Below are 19,320 nucleotides of genomic sequence, written 5' to 3'. Positions count from 1 at the left end.
GTGCCCTCATGCGATGGGACGAAAGGGGAACGGGTCATTTCCAAGGGATGCTGTCGCCTTTGCGCGGGCGGTAGGAGAACGTGCGCTCGAACTCGATCGCACCGAAGATGCCGCCGACATCGAAGGTCGGGACGTACTGGTAGCGCACCTTGGCGAACACGAAGTACGAATCGTTCAGGCCCGTCAGATCGCTCGGAAGCGGGTAAGGCGTTCCCTTGGCGGCGCCCGACGCGGTGCCTATGCGCTCCCAGTCGCGGGTGGCCACCCCTTTGTCGTCGGTCTTCACGGTGGTGATCGTGATCTCCGGAACACCGCCGGCGTCCCCGACGATGGCGTCGGAGATCATCAGGATGTTGCGCAGCCGCGTGGCGCTCATTTCGGTGGATCGCGCGACGATGCCGCCGACCGTCTCGGCCGCATTGTCGACCTTGCGCTTGACGACGAGCGCGTGGGAGGCCTCGAACATGCCGAGATAGAAGATCAGCATCACGGGAACGATGATGGCGAACTCGACCGCCGCGACGCCCCGGCGGTCACGCAGCAGACGGGCGAAGCGGCTGCGCGACACCGCCTTGAGTTTCGCGCTCAGCACGTGGATTTTCCGGACGTCGCCCCGCCGAACGGCTCGTTCATGAAGGCGGCCATGGCGCCGAGGATCGCGTTGCCGTTGGTGTCCTCCTGCAAGGTGTTGAGCATCGACGTGGTCCAGGGCCACTCGTAATAGGCACGGATCACCGTGATCGTGTCCGCCGCACCGGGGTCGAAGCAGAAATTCTGGCTGTCCACGGCGCCGTCGCGCAGCGTCACCGAGGTGGGGATGGGCGAGCCGGCGGGGAACGTGCGCATGTCGAGGCTCAGCCGCTCGCACGACATCAGCATGTCGATGTCGCTGCAGATCATCCGGCGGAAGCCGTCGGCGTCCATGTCGGATTTCTGGATGCTGCCCGTCATCACCTGCCGCGCGGCCGAATTGACCGCGTTGTTCAGCATCACGCCCGCCGTGGTCGCGAGCGCCGTCTCGATCATCGCCATGAGAAAGAAGAAGAACGGAAGGGCGACCAGCGCAAATTCCACGGCTGCGGCGCCGGACGCATCGCGGCGAAACCGCCTGACGGCTTTCGGAATGCGACGCGGGATTGCTGGGGCTGACTTCTCCATGCTCGCGACTAGAGCGGCACGCGATCTAACGGCGGTTTAAGACGATCCGTCACATTTGCGGTATGCGGGATTTCCACCGGAAACTCCGTTCCGCGCCCCGCGGGATGGCATCCGGCAGGGGCATCGCGCCGGTCCGCGGCTCAGGGCCGATCGAAGGCGCAATCGAACAGCATGTCGCTGCCGAGATCGACCGTACGGCAGCGCGGCCGCAGTGCTTGCGACAGATGGGCGACGGGCGACAGGGAGAGGCCCGGCGCGCCGGAGCCGATGATGATCGGGGCGATCGAGACGTGGAGCCGGTCGACGACACCCGCTTCCAGGAAGTGGCGGATCGTCGCCGCGCCGCCCTCGACGAGGACGTGATGCAGGCCGTGCCCCGCAAGGGCGGCTAGGAGCGACCGGGGGCACAGGCGTCCCCCCTCGCCGCGCGGCAGGTGGATGGTCTCGCAGGGCGACGGCGCGTCGCAGCCCTCGGCGCGCACCAGGATCGTCCGCGCCTCGCCCGACAGGCACCGTGCCTCGGCGGGAACGCGCCCGTTCGGATCGATCAGAACGCGCACGGGCGACGGCCCGTCGACCTCGCGTACGGTCAGGCGCGGATCGTCCGCGGCGACGCAGCCGGCACCGACCACCACGGCGTCGGCCAATGCCCGCAGGCGGTGCAGGTGGCGGAACCCGTCCGGCCCGGAAATCGGCGCGGCGTCGCCCTCCACCGTCGCGACGCGACCGTCGAGGCTCTGCCCGACCTGTGCGACGACGAAGGACCCGCCGCGCCGCCGCGCGAGCGGCTCGTAGAGCGTCCAGAGCGGGTCGTTGCCAGGCGGCTCGTCGGCGGGCTGGCCGTTTCGAAGGGCCAGAAGCGCATTCCAGACCGACACTGACATTCGGGCCGCGCTCATTCCCTGTTCCCCTCGCCGCTCATGGCGCGCACGAAGCGCTCGCGAAAGGCGTCCATCGGCATGCTCGGTCCATCCGACGCCGGCACCATCCCGGACGCAAGACCCCAACCTTCGAGCCGGCGCAGGACGTCAACATCGGAGGACAGGACGTGGAACGGCACATCGCGCGATGCATCCGGGCCGGTCACGAGTTCGGCCGGCTGGTGGTCCCCCACCACGACGACGACCGCGTCCTTCGCGAACCGCGCAATGAACGAACCCAAGGCCTCCATCGCATAGTCGATCGACAGTCCGTAGTTCTCACGCACGCGCTCGGGATCGCGCCACAGCACTTCGGGCGCTTCGCCGCCGCGGGCCTGGACGTCGAAGATCGTGCCGTCGCCGACGGCGTTCCATGGCACCATTCGGGGGATCGGCGTCCAGGGGGCGTGGCTGGAAATCAAGGCGGTCTCCAGCATCACGGGTTGCGTGGACCGGTCCAGAACCTCGCCGATCCGGTGGAGCGTGAACTGGTCGGGCATGGTCACCCAGTTGAACGGCAGACCGGCATACCCGAGATCGTGCGCGGCCAGAACCTCGTCGAAGCCGAACCAGGCCGCCTCCGGCCAGGGCATGGTGATGGCGGGCATCACCGCGACCGTGCGCCAACCGGCCCCGCGAAACACGGCGTTCAAACTCTCCCGGTCGCTTCGCAGGAGGCTCTCGTAGCGGATCTGGTTGTCGACCAGGAGTCCCGACAGAAGCGTCCCGTGCGCGAGCCAGCTCTGCCCGCCGGCGATGGGCGAGCCCATCCAGCCGCTGCGCGCCGAAATCCCGGCAGCGGCGAGTTCCGCATCGACCGCCCGCAGGCGCCCGAGCGTACGCCGGGAGAACCGCGGGTTTTCCAAGACGCTGCGACCATAGGATTCCACGAAGACCACGAGCACGTCATGTCCGTGAAGCGCCGCGAGGAGGTCATCGGGCGGGTCCTGCCGCAGCGGATCGATCGCGACCTCGCGCGCGAAGGCGGCCTGTGCAACCCCGGAGCGTCGCGCGGCGCCGGCCTTGGCCTCGGCGTAGCGGGAAAAGTCGGCCACCACGGGCAAGGTGCCGGGTGGCATCCACGCCACGAGCAGCGTTCCAATGACCCCGGCGCCCAGCAGCGTCCCGGCGAGACCACGGCGCCCCCGCTTCGAAAGCTTGCGCATGCCGCTCATTCCCCAAGCGAGCAACGCCATCAGGGCAACGAACGATCCCAAAGCAGCGCCGATCACCAGGAGTGCCCGGCCGTTTCCGACCGTGCCGGACAGGAGATGCCAGCCCGCCACGACCACGGATCCGTCCGCCACCGGATCGAAGGGGCGGGAGAAGGCCAGAAGCGTTCCCCAGTCCGCCAGCTTCAGCACCGCGCTGGCACCAGCGAGCGCCAGCACGAGCGTCGTGAGGAGCGCCGAGAGCCGGCCGCGCACGAGCGCCAGGAGCCCGACGGCCCAGAACCATTCGAGCGGAAACCGAAGGTCGCCGACCGGTCCCGGCCGCGCGGGCAGCGCCAAGACGGCAAGGAGCAGAACGACGCCGATGGCAACGCGCAGCCTCGTCCCGCGTCCCGCCCGAACGGCGCCGTCGGAGTACCGCGTGCAAGGTTCGGCCGCGCCACTGCTCAAGTGCGGGGCTCCACGAGACGCGCATAGACGTCGCCGGAGCGCCGGTTGCGTTGCGCCTCGGCACTCAAGCTTGCGCGAAAGTCCTCGTCCCGAAGCCAGCGGGGAAGCCGGAAACGGGTGTCCTCGCCGACCACGAGGTTGAACTCGTATGCGCCGAGGTCCGCCAGCCGGTCGAGACAGCGATGCGTGAGGTCCAGCGTCGCCGGCGTGTATTCGATGGCGATGCAGCGCAAGGGGCGCGACAGCCCGGCCAGCACCTCGGCCTCGTGTCCCTCCACATCGATCTTGCAGAAGGCGGGTTCGCCGTATTGGGCGATGAGGAGGTCGAGCGTGGTCACCTCGACCCAGACGCGCTCACCCCATTCGACGCCCCGAAACCCTTCGTCGTCGGCGACACGCCCACGCCATTCGCGCGACAGCGTCGAGACCGTCGGGTGCCGGGCGGAGACGGCAAGTTCGGCGCGGCCCGGCGCACGGCCGACCGCGCGCCGGTCGAGACGCACCGTGGTAGGGTCGAGCCGCCGCGCGAGGTAGTCCGCCAGCAGGGGCTGCGGCTCGAAGGCGACGACCCGCGCACCGGCGCCCGCGAGGGCACGGCTTCGGCTGCCCACATGGGCGCCAATGTCGAAGGCGAGGTCTCCCGGTCGAACCAGCGTTCGCAGGAAGCGCTCCAGAGCCCATCGGCGCCATGGACGACCGTTGTAGATCGCGATCGACCGCCACAAACCGATCGTCGCCGCATCGACGCCGATGCGCGTCAACAGTCCGCCCGTCATGCACGTCGGCCCAGGAGCGCGCGGATGTCGGCCGCGAAGGACCATGTCAGGAACCCGAGCGACGCCAGCGCGAGGGCATCCGACAAGGGAGGCTCAACAGGCGGCAGCAGCGCAGCGCAGAGAAGCGCGATCTGCAGCACGCAGACCGTCTTGCGCCGGAACGAGGGCGCCAGCGGACGGCTGAGCCGCCGATCGACGGCGGCCCAGGCGAGGAAGCCGTAGCGCATCAGGCCGATCGCGAACACGAACGCTCCTGCCTTGCCGTCGGCGAAGGCCACCGCGCAGAGCATGAGAATCAGGAACGCGTCGACCTCCATGTCGAAGCGCTCCCCGAACCGCGAGACCAGCCCCGTGCGGCGGGCCAGCCATCCGTCCACGCCGTCGAGGGAAAGGGCCACGAGCGCCGTGCCGACCAGCATCCATCGATAATCGTCGGCGGTCTCGGAAGGCGCTCCGAACTGCCAGGCGCCGGCGCCGATCAACGCCGCAAGCCCGCCGCGTGCCGCGGTCACGACGTTGGCCGGACCGAAGCGGGAATGGGCATGGTCGCCGATGCGCCAGACCACGAACGCACCGACCGGGAGGAACAGAACGAGCGACAGCGGCAGCACCGGCCAGTCGACGCCGGCATGCGCGACGAGGAGGCCGGCCGCGATCGTGACGAGAAGCGCGAATGCGCCGAGCGTCGCGCAGGCGACGGGCAGCGACCGAACACCGTCAGACGCGATCCCCGGCAAGGGCTCCGGGCCGACGGGGCGCGCGTGGGCGGGATCGAGACGCATCCCCGGGTCAGCCGAGCTTGGCCGCGATCGTCGGCCAGTCGAGAAGGTGGCCGGCGCGCTGCGCCTTGGTGACGAGATAATCCCGGTTCTCCGCGGTCACCGTACCCAGCACGGCAGTGCGGGCGTGCACGTCGATGCCGGCGGCCTGGAGTGCGGCGATCTTGGCCGGATTGTTGGTCAGGAGTTCCACCGACGCAATGCCGAGTTCGCGCAACATAGCCACCGCCGCGCCGTAGCGGCGACCATCCGGCTCGAGCCCGAGTTGCGCGTCGGCATCGATCGTGTCGTATCCGTCATGCTGCAATCGGTAGGCGCGCATCTTGGCGGCGAGCCCGGTGCCCCGCCCTTCCTGGTCGAGGTAGAGAAGCACACCTCCGCCGCGCTGCGCGATGAGCTGCAGTCCGCCGCGGAGCTGATCCCCGCAGTCACATTTCAGCGATCCGAAGAGATCGCCCGTGATGCAGGACGAATGGATGCGCACCGGAACCGGGCGCGACGTGTCGGGCTCCCCGACGACGATGGCGAGTTGGTCGCGCTGCGCAAGGCCGCCGCGAAACACCACGAAGCGGCAATCCGAGACGTCGCGCAAGGGGACGGGCGTTCGTGCGACTTCGGTGAACCGGCTCTCCTGCGCCGGCGCCGAGCGAATCTCGCGCTCGCTCACGGAAAGGCAGCGCGCATCGTCCGCGTCCCGAACGGGGCGAACGAGGAAGGCGGGGAGCAGGAGAGCGAGGCGCGCGAGTTCGCCGAGGCAGGCAAACTCGGGCGCGGGGCGCCATCGCGCATCGGTTTGCAGATCCGGCGCGAAGGCAAGCTGGGACAGGTCCGTGAAATCCCGGCGGCCGGTCTCGAAGCAAACGGGACCGATCGTCGAGAGACCGAGCGCCCGCGCCCGCTGGGCGCTCAGGAACAACTCGGCCGCATCGGGCCCCGCGCCATGGAAGCGGGCGAGGTCGGCAGGCGCGGAGGCATCGAGCGCCAGGACGCTGGAGCTCGCGACGCGCGTATGGAGGATGACCGGCCGGCCGTATCGCAATTCCGACACCGCCCGCTCGACGTTGACCCTCGCGATCTCGAGGAGGGCTTCGTCTCCTTCGAACAGGACGTCGGAACGGCCCTCGCCCATCATCTGCTCCTCCCGAACGCAAAACAGCCGATCGCATCGAACGCGGACGCACGACGCCCGATCATGACAGCTAGACGACTGCGGATTTTTATCCAGATTCCCGAGGGAATCATGATGCGCGGCGGCCGGGAGGGCGATCGCCGACATCGGGCACAGTCATCGGGGGAGCGGACGTCATCACGGCCCGGCAAATCCAAGGGGACATCGACCGCGACGCTTCGACAAGCGAGCGCGCGCTCTGGATCGTGGGACGGGGCAAAGCCGAGTTGCGTCGAAGCGTCGCCCCTCTCGCGGGCGCGAGCGACTGCACCGTCCACACCCGTTACGGGGCCATCAGCCGTGGCACGGAACGTCTCGTCTTCGAGGGCCTCGTCCCCCCGAGCGAATACGACCGCATGCGCGCCCCGCGCCAGGCGGGGAATTTCCCGTTTCCGGTGCAATACGGCTACAGCGCCGTCGGCGTGGTCGAAACGGGACCGCCGGCGCTTCTCGGTCGCACCGTCTTCTGTCTCCATCCACACCAGGATCGCTTCACCGTCCCGGCGGATGCGCTGCGCGAGGTTCCCGCGGACGTTCCGCTGGAGCGGGCGGTGCTCGCCCCTTTCATGGAAACGGCACTCAATGTCGTCTGGGATGCGGCGATCGCGCCGGGCGATCGCGTCGCCGTGGTCGGCGCCGGCCTCGTTGGTTCCCTCGTCGCCTATCTGGCGACGCGCACGCCCGGCACGCAGGTCACGCTGCTGGAGCGCAACGCCGAGCGGCTGCGCCGCCTCGAGGGCTGGGGCTGCGCGCTCGAACCTCCGGCGCGGGCTCCCGGCGATCAAGACGTCGTGATCCATGCGTCCGGTCATCCGGACGGCCTCGCCCTTGCGCTGGACTGCGCCGGCGTCGAGGCCCGCGTGGTGGAGGCGAGCTGGTTCGGACACCGGACCGTTCCCCTGGCGCTCGGCGGCGCGTTCCATTCGCGGCGCCTGCGGATCGTGTCCTCGCAGGTCGGGAGCGTGCCGTCCGAGCGCCGGGCGCGGTGGACCAACGAACGGCGCCTCGACACGGCGCTGCGCCTCCTTGCCGACCCCGCACTCGACCGTCTGTTCTCCGGCGAAAGTGCCTTTGCGCGCCTGGACCGGGACTACGCATCGATCCTCTCCGATCCCGACACGCTATGCCACCGCATCCGCTACGCGGATTGACCCTTCCCCTCCTCGTTCGCCAGGGCCTGCCGATGTACGCCGTCGAAGTCCGTGACCACATCATGATCGCCCACAGCCTCCCCCGTCCGGTCTTCGGCCCCGCGCAAGGCCTGCACGGCGCTACCTTCGAGGTGGATGCCGCCTTCTTCACGGACGATCTCGACGCGGACGGGCTAGGTGTCGACATCGGCCTTGCCGCCACGACGCTGAAGGCCGTTCTCGCGCCGCTGAACTATCAGAACCTCGACGCGCTCGAGGTTTTCCGGGGCCGGGTCACCACGACGGAGGTGCTGGCCCGCCATGTCTTCGACGCGCTGGCCACGCGGATCGCGGAAGGCGCCTTCGGCCCCGGCGGCACCCGCATCCGCCGAATCCGCGTCACCCTGCACGAGAGCCACGTCGCGCGGGCCTGGTACGAGGGCGCGCTTTGATCGCAACGCCCGGACGAGCCCTCGTCTTCGCCATTCCCGGCGACCTTGCCTCCCCGAGTGGCGGCTACGGCTACGACCGTCGTATGATCGACGAACTGGGCGAACTGGGATGGCGGGTCCGGGTCCTCCCCCTTCCGGGATCGTTCCCAAAGCCCGACGTCGCCGATCTCACGGCCGCGACGGAAGCCTTCGCCCGGCTTCCCGACGGCGCGCTCGTTCTGGTGGACGGACTTGCGTTCGGCGCGATGCCCGACCTGGTTCGCCGCGAAGCGAAACGGCTGCGCCTCGTCGCGCTCGTTCATCATCCGCTCGCGTTGGAGGACGGCCTTGCGCCCGCCGACGCAGAGGTTCTGCGTTCGAGCGAGCGCGCCGCGCTCGCCGAGGCACGGGCGGTGGTTGCCACGAGCAACGCGACAGCACGGCTCCTCCGGGACGAGTTCGGTGTCGGCCGGTCGGTTTCCGTCGCGCCGCCCGGCACGGATCGTCCCGCGGTTGCGACGGGTGAGCGAGACGGATCGACACCCACGATCCTGTCGGTCGGAGCCCTGATCCCGCGCAAGGACCACGCCCTCCTCGTCGATGCACTGGCTTCCCTCGCCGATCGGCGCTGGCGATGCCGGATCGTCGGCAGCGAGACCGCCCATCACGCGACCGCAAGGGCTTTGCGCGCACGTATCGAGGCGGCCGGGCTCGAGCAACGGATCGCCTTGGCCGGTACCGTGCCCGACGTCGGTGCGGAGTATCGCAACGCCGACATCTTCGCGCTGCCATCCCGTTTCGAGGGCTACGGCATGGCCTTCGCGGAGGCCATGGCACACGGTCTCCCGGTCGTCGGCTGCCGCGGGCGCGCGGTGGCAGACGTGGTGCCGCCGAAGGCCGGACGGCTGGTGGAGCCGGGCGATCACGTCGGCTTCACGCAGGCCCTCCGCACGCTCCTCGACGATCCCGCCCTGCGGCGAACCCTCGGTGCCGGCGCAAGGGACGCCGCATTGGCCCTCCCGACCTGGGCGGCGTCCGCGCGCATCCTGTCCCAGGCACTCGAGGGGGCACGATGAGCGCGTTCGACACCACGTGGCTCGACCTGCGCGAGCCCGCCGACCACGCCGCACGCGACGAGACGCTGCTCGAAGCGGCGCGTGCGTTTCTGCGCGGCGGTGGCCCCTCCCCCCTCGCGGTCGATCTCGGCTCGGGAACCGGCTCGACGCTGCGCGCCTTCGGTCCCGACGCCGCCGTCCGCTGGCGGCTCGTCGACCACGACCCGCGATTGCTGGATGCCGCGCTCGTGCGCCTCGAAGGGTTCGATGCGGTGGAACGGGTGGTGGCCGATCTCGGCACGCTTCCAGCGGACGCTCTGGCCGGCGCACGCCTCGTCACCGCCTCGGCCCTCTTCGATCTGGCCTCGCGGGCTGTTGTCGAGCGGATCGCCGCACGGCTCGCCGCCGGGCGGATCGGGCTCTACGCCGCACTCAACTACGACGGATCGACAAACTGGGATCCGCCACTCGAACTGGACAGCGAAGTGCTGGCCGCATTCAACGCGCACCAGCGCGGGGACAAGGGCCTCGGGGCCGCCCTCGGGCCATCGGCCGCCGAAGCCCTGCGCACCGCGTTCGAGGCGCAAGGGTACGTCGTGCGGGTCGCGCCAAGCCCCTGGCGTCTCGGCGCCGACCAGCGCCCCTTGCGCGACGCGCTTCTGGCCGGGTTCGTCGATGCCGTCGGCGAAACAGGTGCGGTCGAGGCGACCGGGCTCGCCGACTGGGCGCGCGCGCGACGGGAGCGACCGGCCGCGGCCCGTGTCGGGCACTGGGACGTCCTGGCGCTGCCCCCGGAGGATTGACGCCGTACCGGGAACGCACGCCGAGCGCGGCATGGCGATACGCGCAACGGGACTCGCAATCACAACCGTTTGCGCAACGACAAAGGGGCGCGGGATCCTGGTCCCGCGCCCCCTTTTTCAAGGCTTTGCCGTGCGTCGCGACCGTCAGGCCGCGCGCGCTGGCCTCACGATCTGGATCGTCCTCGAGATCAGCGGCCAGGCGAGGAGCAGCAAGGCCAGCGCCATCAGCGTGCCGACGAGGCCGTTGGACCAGAAGATCGACAGCGATCCGCCGGAGTAGAGCATCGACTGACGGAAGGCGTCCTCGGCCTTGTCGCCGAGCACCATGGCCAGCACCAGCGGCGCGATCGGGTAGTCCAGTCGCTTGAACACGTAGCCGACGATGCCGAAGGCCACCGCCATCATCACGTCGAACTCGGCGTTCGCCACCGTGTAGGCGCCGATCAGGCAGACCACGATGATGATCGGCCCGATGATGCCGAAGGGGATGCGCAGGATCGAGGCGAAGAGCGGCACGGTGGCGAGCACCAGCACCACGGCGATGATGTTGGACAGATACATCGAGGCGATGAGGCCCCAGACGAAGTCGGGCTGCTCGACGAAGAGGAGCGGACCGGGCTGGAGGCCCCAGATCATCAGGCCGCCCATCATCACCGCCGCCGTCGCCGAGCCCGGCACGCCGAGCGCCAGCATCGGCAGGAGCGCAGACGTGCCCGCGGAATGGTCCGCGACTTCGGGCGCGATGACGCCTTCCGGCTCGCCCTTGCCGAAGTTCCTGCCGTACTTGCCGAAGCGGCGGCCGAGGCCGTAGCTCATGAAGGACGCCGCCGTCGGCCCGCCCGGCGTGATGCCCATCCAGACGCCGATGGCGGCCGAACGGAGGAACGTCACCCAGTAGTGCGGCAGCCGGCCGAGCGCGCGGAAGATCTCGCGCACCTCGATCTTCGACGAGACGCCCTTGAACTTCAGTTCCTCTTGAACCGTCAGCAGCAGCTCGCCGATGCCGAAGAGTCCGATCACGGCGACCAGGAACGAGATGCCGCGCAGGAGATCGGTCCAGCCGAAGGTGAGGCGCAGCTCGCCCGACACCGTGTCCATGCCGACGGTCGCGAAGGCGAGGCCCGCGAGCAGCGAGACGGCCGCCTTCATCGGATCGCCGCCGCCGAGTCCGATGAACGAGCAGAAGGCGAGAAGGTAGATCGCGAAGAATTCCGGGCTGGAGAACTGAAGGGCAAACTCGGCGATCCAGCCGGCGAGGAGCGTGATGACGATGACACCCGTCAGCGCGCCGATGCCGGCCGAGAAGAAGGCCGTCGACAGGGCTTCCGTCGCCCTGCCCTGCTTGGCCATCGGATAGCCGTCGAATGTGGTCGCGACCGACGAGGGCTCGCCCGGGATGTTGAACAGGATCGAGGTGGTCGATCCGCCGAACAGCGCCCCCCAGTACATCGACGACAGGAGGATGATCGCCGACACCGGCTCCATGGTGAAGGTGAGCGGCAGAAGCAGGGTCACGCCGTTGGGCGCACCGAGGCCCGGCAGGACCCCGACCAGGATGCCGAGCAGGACGCCCATGACGATGAGGGCGACGTGGTAGAACGAGAGGGCGACGGAGAAGCCGTGCAGGAGATTGGCGATATCGGCCATGGCAGCGCTTCCTAGTAGATGCCGAGGAGGGGCATGACGACGCCCTTGGCGAGCGGCACCTGGAACCAGAACTCGAACGTGACGAAGAACACGGCCATGGTGGCGACGGCGATCGTCACGGCCTTGACGATGCCGACCTTGCCGAGCGTCATCATGGAGAAGACGAGGAACAGCGCGCCCGAGAGGTAGACGCCGAGCCAGGGGATCAGCGCGGCCGAAACCGCCGTCGGCACGAACACCGATGCGATGCGTCCGAGCGCGCCATCTTCCAGGAAACGCTCGTCGAGCCCGGTCGGCTCGTGCATCGCGACAGCACCGCCGGCGGCCTGCGCCTCGAGGTTGGCGGGGGCGCGGCGGCGGCCGGTCAGGCCGTACTTCACGGCGATCGCAAGGCCGAGGATCGTCAGGATGACGCCGATGCGGAACGGAAAATATCCGGCGGACGGCCCGAAGTCGGTCCAGCCGATCCCGTTCTCAAGGCTGCCATAGGCCGTGACCAACCCAAGCAGCGTCGCGCTGAGGCCAGTGGCGACTTCGATGTGACGGCGGGTGACCATCGCACGTCCTCCCCATGTGGATCGGGTGAGAGATGGGGCGGCCTGTGTCGGGCCGCCCCGGTTCCCGGGATCGAGGGCTACTGGACGAGCCAGCCATCCGCCTCGAACTGCTTGCGCGAGCGCTCGACGTCCGCGGCGATCATCGACTTGAATTCGTCGCCGGTGACGAAGCGGGCCGTCTGCGAGGTGTTCTTCAGGTAGGTCTGGAACTCCGACGTCGCCGACGCGCGCTTCAGGAGATCCGCATACCAGGCGACCGCCTCGGCGGGCACGTCGGCCGGGGCGAAGACGGTGCGCGGCATCTGGTAGGCTTCCACCTGGAGCCCCTGCTCGCGGCAGGTCGGGATGTCGTTCCAAGACTGCGTCTCGGTGACCTTCGTCGTGTCGGCCATGCGCTCGTCCGCCATCACGCAGAGGGCCTTGGCCTGGCCTGCGCGCCACTGGCCGACGTTCTCGGCGGGGTTGTTGGTGTTGGCGTCGATGTGGTTGCCAGCGAGCTGGACTGCGGCCTCCGAGCCCGACTTGAAGGGGATGTAGAGGAACTTCGCCCCCGTCGCCGCCTCGATCCGGCGGACGAGCGTCTGGTCGACGTCCTTGGACTGCGAACCGCCGAAGCGGATCTTGCCGGGGTTCGCCTTGCCGGCCTCAACGAGGTCGGGGATCGTGTTGTAGGGGCTGTCCGCCTGCACCCAGATCACGAACTCGTCCACCGCGAGCGTGGCGACCGGCGTCAGGTCCTCGGACTTGTAGCCGAGGCGCGTGACGAGCGGCAGCTGCCATTCGTTGGAAGTGCCGAGGATCAGCTTGTGCTCGTCGCCCTTCGAGCCCGCGCCGTAGATGAAGGCCTCGGCGCCCGAGCCACCGCCCTTGTTGGAGACGATGACGTTGGTGGGCGACAGGTTCTCCTTGGCGACCGCGGCCTGGATCTGGCGGGCGAACTGGTCGGTGCCGCCGCCGGCGCCGCCGGCCGCGATGAACTCGACCGGCTTGGTCGGAGCCCACTGCGCCATCGCTGGCGCGGCGAGAGCGAGGGTGAGAAGAGCGGTGGTTGCGAAGAGCTTCATTGGATCATGCCTCCCAGACGGATCATTGAAGGAAAGGAACAATCCGGCCGCCAACGCGACCGGACGGGTGGACGGGCCGGCTAGCCGGCTTTGAGAACCTCGGCGGCGGTGCGTGCACAAAGCGCCAGCGATACGGCGCCGGCATCGGGGTGCCCGATGCTCTTGGCCGCAAGCGGGCGCGCGCGTCCGAGGCGGGGGGTCAGTTTGGCGGTCTCGTCGGCCGCACGGGTCGCAGCGGCGGCCGCCGCGTCCCAGGCGTCGCGCAGTCGCGCACCGCCCCGGACTTCGGCTTCCAGCGTTTCCGCGAAGGGCACGAGCGCATCCACCAGCGTCTTGTCGCCGGGCTTGGCGCGGCCGAGCGTCGTGACCGCCTCGCGGGCCGCGGCAGCCCCGCGCGCGGCGCTGGCCGCATCGACCGCGGCGTCGTCACCAAGGGCAGTGCCGAAGCCGCGCAGGAGCAGACCCCAGATCGCGCCGGACGTGCCGCCCGCGGTATCCGCCCAGCGGTCGCCCGCATGGGCAAGAAGAGAACCGGCCCCGGCACCCGCGGCGAGCGCACGTCGCGCGCTTTCCGCAGCCGACGCCGAGCCGCGACGCATGCCCTGCCCGTGGTCGCCATCGCCGGCCACCGCATCGATCCGTCCGAGTTCCTCTTCCGCGTCCGCCAGGACGGCGGCCAGTCGCTCGACGATCGCGCAGGCCCGGCGAGCGCTCTCGCGCGAAGCCTCGGAGGCCGCCGGGAAGGACAGCGCGTCCGCATCCGGCTCGACGGGCTTGATACTTGCCGCGCGCGGCTCGACGTTGCCGCGCCGGAAGGCCGCGCCATGCGCGGGCGCCAGCCAGAGCGGTTCCAGCTCGTCGTCGAGCCAGGTGAGGGTCAGGGAGCACCCGGCCATGTCGAGGCTGGTGACGAACTCGCCGACCTCCGGTTGGACCAGGGTCAGGCCGGCGCCGCGCAAGCGCCGCGCGACATGGGTCCAGAGGACGAAAAGTTCCTCGTACTTCGTCGCGCCGAGCCCGTTGAGAAGGACGGCGACCCGTCCGTTCGCGCCGTCGGGACGCTCGGCGAGCAACGGCTCGACCAGGAGGTCGGCCAGCGCCTTCGCCGACATCGCCTTTTCGTCGCGGATGCCCGGTTCGCCGTGGATGCCGAGGCCGACTGCGACGCCCCCCTTCTCCACCGTGAAGAGCGGCGCGTCGGCGCCCGGCAGGGTGCAGCCGGAAAAGGCGATGCCGAAGGACTGGGTCCGCGCGTTGGCGAGCCGCGCCAGGCGCTCGACCGCGTCGAGGTCCATCCCGGCTTCCGCCGCCGCGCCCGCGATCTTGAAGACGGGCACGTCGCCCGCCACGCCCCGGCGAAGCTCGGGCGTCGCCGCCGGCGCGCTCGCGACATCGTCGGTGACGGCGAGGACGCGCACGTCGATCCCCTCCCCGCGCAGCCGGGTCGCCGCCGCACCGAAGTTCAGGACGTCGCCGGCGTAGTTGCCGAAACCGAGCACGATGCCGCCGCCGCGATGGGCCTGGCGGCAGATGCGCGCGACCGACTCGGTCGACGGCGAGGCGAAGACGTCGCCCGCCACCGTCGCATCGGCCAGCCCGACGCCGACGTAGCCGCCGAAGGCCGGGTAGTGGCCGGAACCGCCGCCGATCACCAGGGCGACCTTGCCGTCCGGCGTTTGCGTGGAGCGCACCGCCCCACCGCGCACATGGTGCACGAGATGGGCGTTGATGTCGCAGAAGCCTTCGAGGGCGCTTTGGGCGAAGCGTTCGGGCTCGTCGTAGATGAGGGTCATGCCGTGGTCTCCGGTCGCGGAAGGATGCGGCGAAGATAATCGCGATTGGTGGCGCTGACCGACAGGCCATCGCCGCCGTAGTGCTCGACCAGGAAAGGCGAGCGGAAGCCGTGCGCCAGGGCCATGCGGATCGCGGTGCGGTAGTTGATCGTACCGAACTCGAGGGGCGCCGGTGCGGTCATGATCGCGCCCGTCGTCTCGTCCTCGATGCGCGTGTAGTTCTTGACGTGCCAGAAGCCCGCGAAGGGTGCGATCTTCTCCATCATCACCTGCCAGTGCTCGACCGGGCGATGGAGGCGGATGAGGTTGCCGATGTCGGCGTTGATCTTCACGTTCGGCAGATCGACGTCGGTGACGAGGCGCACCGCGCCGTCGGCGGTGCCGATCAGCGTGTCCTCGTACATTTCCAGCGAGATCTCGAGGCCGAGATCGGCGGCATGCCGACCGAGATCGCGCAGGCGATCGACGGCGAGCGCCCAGGTCTGCGGGTCGGTCGGATTGCGGTCGCCCTGGACGGTCCAGAACCAGAGCGCCTTTTTCTGGGCGTCCGTGAGCGGCCCGAAGAAGCCGAACGAGACCGCGCTCGCGCCGACCTTGGCCGCCGTCTCGAGCACGCGGTGCCCGTAGGCGACGTGTGCTTCGCCGTGCGCCGGATCGATCAGGTTCTTGCGCGCCGTCGAGATCGCCGGGATCCGCAGCCCGTGCGAGGCGACCACGCCGAGGAACTCGTCAAGGCGTGAGGCTTCGAGATCGGCGATCCGCAGCCAGCCGTCCGTCGGGTCGAGCTCGGTGAAGCCCGCGTCCGCGACGTCGGCCAGCGTCGCAGACCACTCCTCCGGACTCTGGTCCTGGGTGGACCGGCCGTCCGGCAGCGTGCCCGGATACTGGATCATCGCGGCCGCGATCGGCCAATTGGTTCGGTCGAGCGTTCGCCCGGCTCCGATGGACATGCGCATTCCTCCCTGACGCATGCGGAACTTCGTGCCTACTCGGCGGCGGCGGCCATGGCACGGCGCTGGTTGGCCATGCGCACGGCGAGACGGAAGGCCTCGCGGGTCGCGCCGAGATCGGCCTTGCCCGTGCCCGCGATGTCGTAGGCGGTGCCGTGCGCCGGGGTGCAGAGCGGGAACGGCAGGCCGCCCATCATCGTCACGCCCTTGTCGAAGCCGATCAGCTTCATCGCGATCTGGCCCTGGTCGTGATACATCGTCAGCACCGCGTGCCAGCCTTCCTTGAAGGCGCGCAGGAACACGGTGTCGGCCGGGAACGGCCCGTCCACCTCGTAGCCCGCCTCCTTGGCGGCGCGCACGGCGGGCTCGATGATCTCGATCTCCTCCATGCCGAAGGCGCCGCCGTCGCCGGCATGCGGGTTCAGGCCGTTGATCGCGATGCGCGGGCGCTCGATGCCGGACTGCTTCAGGCAGTCGTGCGTGAGCTTCACCTCGGCGAGGATCGCATCGACCGACAGGTGGGCCGACACGTCCTTCAGCGGGATGTGCGAGGTGACGCGCGCGTTCCAGACCTTCTCCAGAACGTTGAACTCGCGGACCTTGCCCTGGAAGCCCGTGACATCCACCACGAAGCGGATCTCGTCGTCGTAACCTGGGTAGGCGAAGCGCATCGCCTGCTTGTTGAACGGGGTGAAGATCACCGCGTCGGCCTGCCCGGCGTGGGCCATTTCGAGAGCGCGGCGGAAATTGGTCGTCGCGAAGGTGCCGCCTTCCAGGGTCGCCTCGCCGCGGCGCACGTCCTCGACGGCCAGATTCTTCAGATCGACCATCACCGGACGAGAACCGTCGCCGATCGACGCGACATCCGCGGCTTCACCGAGATCCAGCGTGACGCCGGCCTCCCGTGCGCCGCGGTCGAGGATGCGGCGATCGCCGAACACCACGACGCGGGCGCGTTCGTTCGTTTCGGAATCTGCCAGCAGTTTGGCGGTGAGTTCGGGGCTGATGCCGGCGGGATCGCCCATGGCGAGGGCCACGATCGGACGCTCGGTGCCGTTGGTCGCAAAAGCCATTTCATGTCCTCCCGAATGACGCTTGGACACACCGCTAGCCGATCCGCATTCACGCATCAAGCCTTTTTCATTTTGTATTCTGCATACAGCATTCCCGTTTGACCGCATTCGACGTTTGTGATGTTTGAAAGACTGCGTCTTCAGCCTCGGCCGCTGCGGACACACAGTGCTTCTGACGCCTTGGGAGGGATCGATGAGCGATACGTTGTCGGCACCGCGCGCGATCGACCCGGCGCCCGGTTCGGACATGGGCCGCATCTCGCGCACTTCGTTGCACGACACGATCGTCGGCAGGCTCCGGGACATGATCATCGAGGGCTCGTTGGAGCCGGGCACGCGGCTTCACGAAGGCCAGCTCGGGGAGCAGCTCGGCGTGTCGCGCACGCCGCTGCGCGAGGCGATCAAGTACCTGGCGAGCGAAGGACTGGTCGAACTCGTCCCCAGCCGCGGTGCTGTGGTTCGGCGCTTCGACCGCAAGGATGTCCACGACATGCTCGTCGTGATCCGGGAATTGGAACACCTGGCGGGTCGCCTGGCCTGCGAAGCGGGGACCGACGCCGGCATCGCCGGCGTGCGCCGCGCCCACGACGCGATGCTGGAGCGCTATCGTGCGGGTGATCGGCTCGCCTACTACAAGCTCAACCAGGAGATCCACAGCCGCATCGTCGAACTGACCGGCAATGCGGCGCTGGCCCATGTCCACGCCGGCCTGCAGATGCGGCTGAAGCGCGTGCGCTTCATAGCCCACGAGGGGCCGGAGAAGTGGGCGGCGGCGGTCGCCGAGCACGAGGAGATGATCGCAGCCCTCGAACGGCGCGACGGCGAAGGCCTCGCCGAGATCCTCACCCGCCACCTGTCCCGCGCCTGGGACCGGGTGGCCGACATGATCTGATCCGTCAGGCGTCGGGCGCGGCGGGTCCCCCGAGACGCTTGTCCCAATCCAGCATGCGCCCCGTCAGCGCCGAGCGGAACCGAGCGGCCTTCGGGAAGTCCCAGTTCGGGTCGCCGCCGAGGAACAGGTCGAGGAAGGGGATCCCGAGATCGGGGTCGGAGGCGACGTTCTCGCGGAACGAAGCCCAGGATCGCAACTGCAGCGCCTCCGCCGACAGGTGGATGCCCTCGAGGTCCTGCTCGGCCAGCACCTTGTCGAGCACGGTGATGCAGAACTCGAAGTAGAACACACCCTCGGGCCAGAAGGAGACGAGCGCCTCTTCCGGTCGCGCAAGATCGCCCGCCCTCCCCTTCGCGCCCGCCCCCACCTCGGCCGGACGGTTGCGGATCAGGCTGGACAGGAGGATGCCGGCGGCGAAATGGCTGAAGTCGCGCCGATCGCGATCGGCCAGCGCGCGCTGCGCGTCGAAGCGGCGCATCCATTCGAGGAAGGCGCGCGTCAGACTGCGCTGCGTCAGCCGCAGCTCGACGCCGTAGCGCGCGTTGAACTGCTGCAGGGCGAGGTCCACCGTACGCGAGAAATCGCCGAGCCGGCGGATGGAGCGCCGCAACGCCTGCCGCCCGTCGGTCGCGGGCGTGTCGAGACTGAGCGTCAGCACTGTGTCGTCCACGGGATGCGATCCCTCTCCTGCGAGCCGGTCACGGCAGATAGGGGATGGTCGCTCGCCAGGCGGCGGCAAGGTCGTCGAGGCGATCGTCGCGCAGCATCGCCCGCCATTCCGCGCCCTCCGCCTCCACGGCGCGCTGCGCGCCGAGGATCGCGAGGTCGCCCGACGCGGCACTGTCGCGACGCACGAGGACGCCGAGCCAGACCGCCAGCGCCATGTGGTCGTTGATCTCTGCCGCCTCTTCCGGGTCCACCGGCCCCAGCGCGCTCGTCAGGCAGGGGCGCGCCGCCCCCACCGTGGCGAGCTGCGACGCCGCGCGCGCCGCGGCCACCAGCGGATCGGGGTCGCGGCTCCGGCGGCCGGGATCCTCCGAGGCCATCGCGAGGCGCAGTTCCGAGACCACGGCATCGCCGGGACCGGCGAGCGCAAGCACGCTGCGGCATGCGGCGTAGAGGTCGGCGCTCTCGGCCGGCGCGCTCCCCACCCGGAGCGATGCAGCGAGCCGGTCCAGAACGCGTGTGATGTCGGTCTCGCCGCGCGGCAGGACCCGACCGGCGACCTTCTCGGCGCGGCTCAGGACGCCGTCGGCCATGCGGGCCAACCGTCGCGCCGGCTCCGGCGTTCCGAGCAGGCGAGCGGACATCGTCCCGGATGCCGCTTCCAGCCGAATTGCGGTGCGAAGGTCCCTGATCCCTTCCTTGAACGGCAGCGTCAGATTATGGGGGTGAGGCAACATGGGACTCTCCGGGCTGGAGCAACGATTACCATACGATCGGCGGAAGCATGAGACGTTTTCCTGACATCGCGCAGGCCATATCCACCAACGCACGTAACC

The 19,320-nt window shown here is 69.4% G+C and carries 20 protein-coding genes; 5 read left to right on the top strand and 15 right to left on the bottom strand.

Annotated elements, in window-relative coordinates; all coding sequences use genetic code 11:
• Nucleotides 1–34: 34 nt before the first annotated feature.
• The 7 genes from AUL34_RS04945 to ribA all read right to left on the bottom strand — a co-directional run bounded on the left by AUL34_RS04945 (nt 35) and on the right by ribA (nt 6,387).
• Nucleotides 35–592: a TadE/TadG family type IV pilus assembly protein gene (locus AUL34_RS04945; protein ID WP_061931810.1), complete on the bottom strand. Its 558-nt coding sequence runs from the start codon at nt 590–592 to the stop codon at nt 35–37.
• Complete coding sequence (locus tag AUL34_RS04940) at nt 586–1,074, bottom strand: TadE family protein (RefSeq protein ID WP_061931808.1); 489 nt, start codon at nt 1,072–1,074, stop codon at nt 586–588. Before AUL34_RS04940 ends, AUL34_RS04945 begins: the two co-directional genes overlap by 7 nt.
• A gap of 224 nt (nt 1,075–1,298) precedes the next feature.
• On the bottom strand, nt 1,299–2,057 hold the full coding sequence (locus AUL34_RS04935) for a RibD family protein (protein WP_244492447.1): 759 nt from the start codon (nt 2,055–2,057) through the stop codon (nt 1,299–1,301).
• A complete protein-coding gene (locus tag AUL34_RS04930; RefSeq protein WP_061931804.1) occupies nt 2,054–3,700 on the bottom strand; it encodes a sulfatase-like hydrolase/transferase in 1,647 nt (548 codons plus the stop codon). The genes AUL34_RS04935 and AUL34_RS04930 overlap by 4 nt, the downstream gene beginning before the upstream one ends.
• Complete coding sequence (locus AUL34_RS04925) at nt 3,697–4,476, bottom strand: FkbM family methyltransferase (protein WP_061931802.1); 780 nt, start codon at nt 4,474–4,476, stop codon at nt 3,697–3,699. Before AUL34_RS04925 ends, AUL34_RS04930 begins: the two co-directional genes overlap by 4 nt.
• Nucleotides 4,473–5,258 carry a CDP-alcohol phosphatidyltransferase family protein gene (locus AUL34_RS04920; RefSeq protein WP_061931800.1) on the bottom strand — a complete coding sequence of 262 codons (786 nt, stop codon included), beginning with the start codon at nt 5,256–5,258 and terminating at the stop codon, nt 4,473–4,475. Before AUL34_RS04920 ends, AUL34_RS04925 begins: the two co-directional genes overlap by 4 nt.
• A gap of 7 nt (nt 5,259–5,265) precedes the next feature.
• Nucleotides 5,266–6,387 carry a GTP cyclohydrolase II RibA gene (ribA, locus tag AUL34_RS04915; protein ID WP_244492446.1) on the bottom strand — a complete coding sequence of 374 codons (1,122 nt, stop codon included), beginning with the start codon at nt 6,385–6,387 and terminating at the stop codon, nt 5,266–5,268.
• 242 nt (nt 6,388–6,629) lie between these two features.
• Here ribA and AUL34_RS04910 point away from each other — a divergent pair, with 242 nt between their 5' ends.
• Genes AUL34_RS04910 through AUL34_RS04895 form a run of 4 tightly spaced genes read left to right on the top strand, consistent with a single transcriptional unit; the run spans nt 6,630 to nt 9,842 of the window.
• Nucleotides 6,630–7,574 (top strand): zinc-binding alcohol dehydrogenase, encoded by a 945-nt coding sequence (locus AUL34_RS04910; RefSeq protein WP_244492445.1) that lies wholly within the window; start codon nt 6,630–6,632, stop codon nt 7,572–7,574.
• A 32-nt stretch (nt 7,575–7,606) separates the two neighbouring features.
• Nucleotides 7,607–8,005 (top strand): 6-carboxytetrahydropterin synthase, encoded by a 399-nt coding sequence (locus AUL34_RS04905; protein ID WP_061932234.1) that lies wholly within the window; start codon nt 7,607–7,609, stop codon nt 8,003–8,005.
• Entirely contained in the window at nt 8,002–9,060 is a 1,059-nt protein-coding gene (locus AUL34_RS04900; RefSeq protein ID WP_244492444.1) for a glycosyltransferase family 4 protein, read from the top strand. Before AUL34_RS04905 ends, AUL34_RS04900 begins: the two co-directional genes overlap by 4 nt.
• Nucleotides 9,057–9,842, top strand: a complete 786-nt coding sequence (locus tag AUL34_RS04895; protein ID WP_061931796.1) for a hypothetical protein — start codon at nt 9,057–9,059, stop codon at nt 9,840–9,842. The genes AUL34_RS04900 and AUL34_RS04895 overlap by 4 nt, the downstream gene beginning before the upstream one ends.
• Nucleotides 9,843–9,986: 144 nt before the next feature.
• Here AUL34_RS04895 and AUL34_RS04890 read toward each other — a convergent pair whose 3' ends face one another.
• The 6 genes from AUL34_RS04890 to AUL34_RS04865 form a co-directional block, all read right to left on the bottom strand.
• Nucleotides 9,987–11,489 carry a tripartite tricarboxylate transporter permease gene (locus AUL34_RS04890; RefSeq protein ID WP_061931794.1) on the bottom strand — a complete coding sequence of 501 codons (1,503 nt, stop codon included), beginning with the start codon at nt 11,487–11,489 and terminating at the stop codon, nt 9,987–9,989.
• Between the two features lie 11 nt (nt 11,490–11,500).
• Entirely contained in the window at nt 11,501–12,046 is a 546-nt protein-coding gene (locus AUL34_RS04885) for a tripartite tricarboxylate transporter TctB family protein (RefSeq protein ID WP_061931792.1), read from the bottom strand.
• 77 nt (nt 12,047–12,123) lie between these two features.
• Nucleotides 12,124–13,110 carry a tripartite tricarboxylate transporter substrate binding protein gene (locus AUL34_RS04880; RefSeq protein ID WP_061931790.1) on the bottom strand — a complete coding sequence of 329 codons (987 nt, stop codon included), beginning with the start codon at nt 13,108–13,110 and terminating at the stop codon, nt 12,124–12,126.
• An 80-nt stretch (nt 13,111–13,190) separates the two neighbouring features.
• Entirely contained in the window at nt 13,191–14,903 is a 1,713-nt protein-coding gene (locus AUL34_RS04875) for a dihydroxyacetone kinase family protein (protein ID WP_061931788.1), read from the bottom strand.
• Entirely contained in the window at nt 14,900–15,853 is a 954-nt protein-coding gene (locus AUL34_RS04870; RefSeq protein WP_061931786.1) for a sugar phosphate isomerase/epimerase, read from the bottom strand. The genes AUL34_RS04875 and AUL34_RS04870 overlap by 4 nt, the downstream gene beginning before the upstream one ends.
• 35 nt (nt 15,854–15,888) lie before the next feature.
• Nucleotides 15,889–16,926, bottom strand: a complete 1,038-nt coding sequence (locus AUL34_RS04865; protein WP_061931784.1) for a 4-hydroxythreonine-4-phosphate dehydrogenase PdxA — start codon at nt 16,924–16,926, stop codon at nt 15,889–15,891.
• 193 nt (nt 16,927–17,119) lie between these two features.
• Here AUL34_RS04865 and AUL34_RS04860 point away from each other — a divergent pair, with 193 nt between their 5' ends.
• Nucleotides 17,120–17,818: a GntR family transcriptional regulator gene (locus AUL34_RS04860; RefSeq protein WP_082653161.1), complete on the top strand. Its 699-nt coding sequence runs from the start codon at nt 17,120–17,122 to the stop codon at nt 17,816–17,818.
• A 4-nt stretch (nt 17,819–17,822) separates the two neighbouring features.
• Here the strand turns inward: AUL34_RS04860 and AUL34_RS04855 are convergent, their stop codons facing one another.
• Together AUL34_RS04855 and AUL34_RS04850 are read right to left on the bottom strand one after the other, a co-directional pair.
• On the bottom strand, nt 17,823–18,488 hold the full coding sequence (locus tag AUL34_RS04855; protein ID WP_061931781.1) for a hypothetical protein: 666 nt from the start codon (nt 18,486–18,488) through the stop codon (nt 17,823–17,825).
• Between the two features lie 28 nt (nt 18,489–18,516).
• Nucleotides 18,517–19,128 (bottom strand): hypothetical protein, encoded by a 612-nt coding sequence (locus AUL34_RS04850; RefSeq protein ID WP_192845686.1) that lies wholly within the window; start codon nt 19,126–19,128, stop codon nt 18,517–18,519.
• Nucleotides 19,129–19,320: the final 192 nt, after the last annotated feature.

This window comes from Aureimonas sp. AU22 (assembly GCF_001463745.1).
In the GTDB taxonomy this organism is placed as follows: Bacteria; Pseudomonadota; Alphaproteobacteria; order Rhizobiales; family Rhizobiaceae; genus Aureimonas.
Note: the sequence above shows the minus strand (reverse complement) of the source record. Positions and strands in the feature narration are given on the sequence as shown.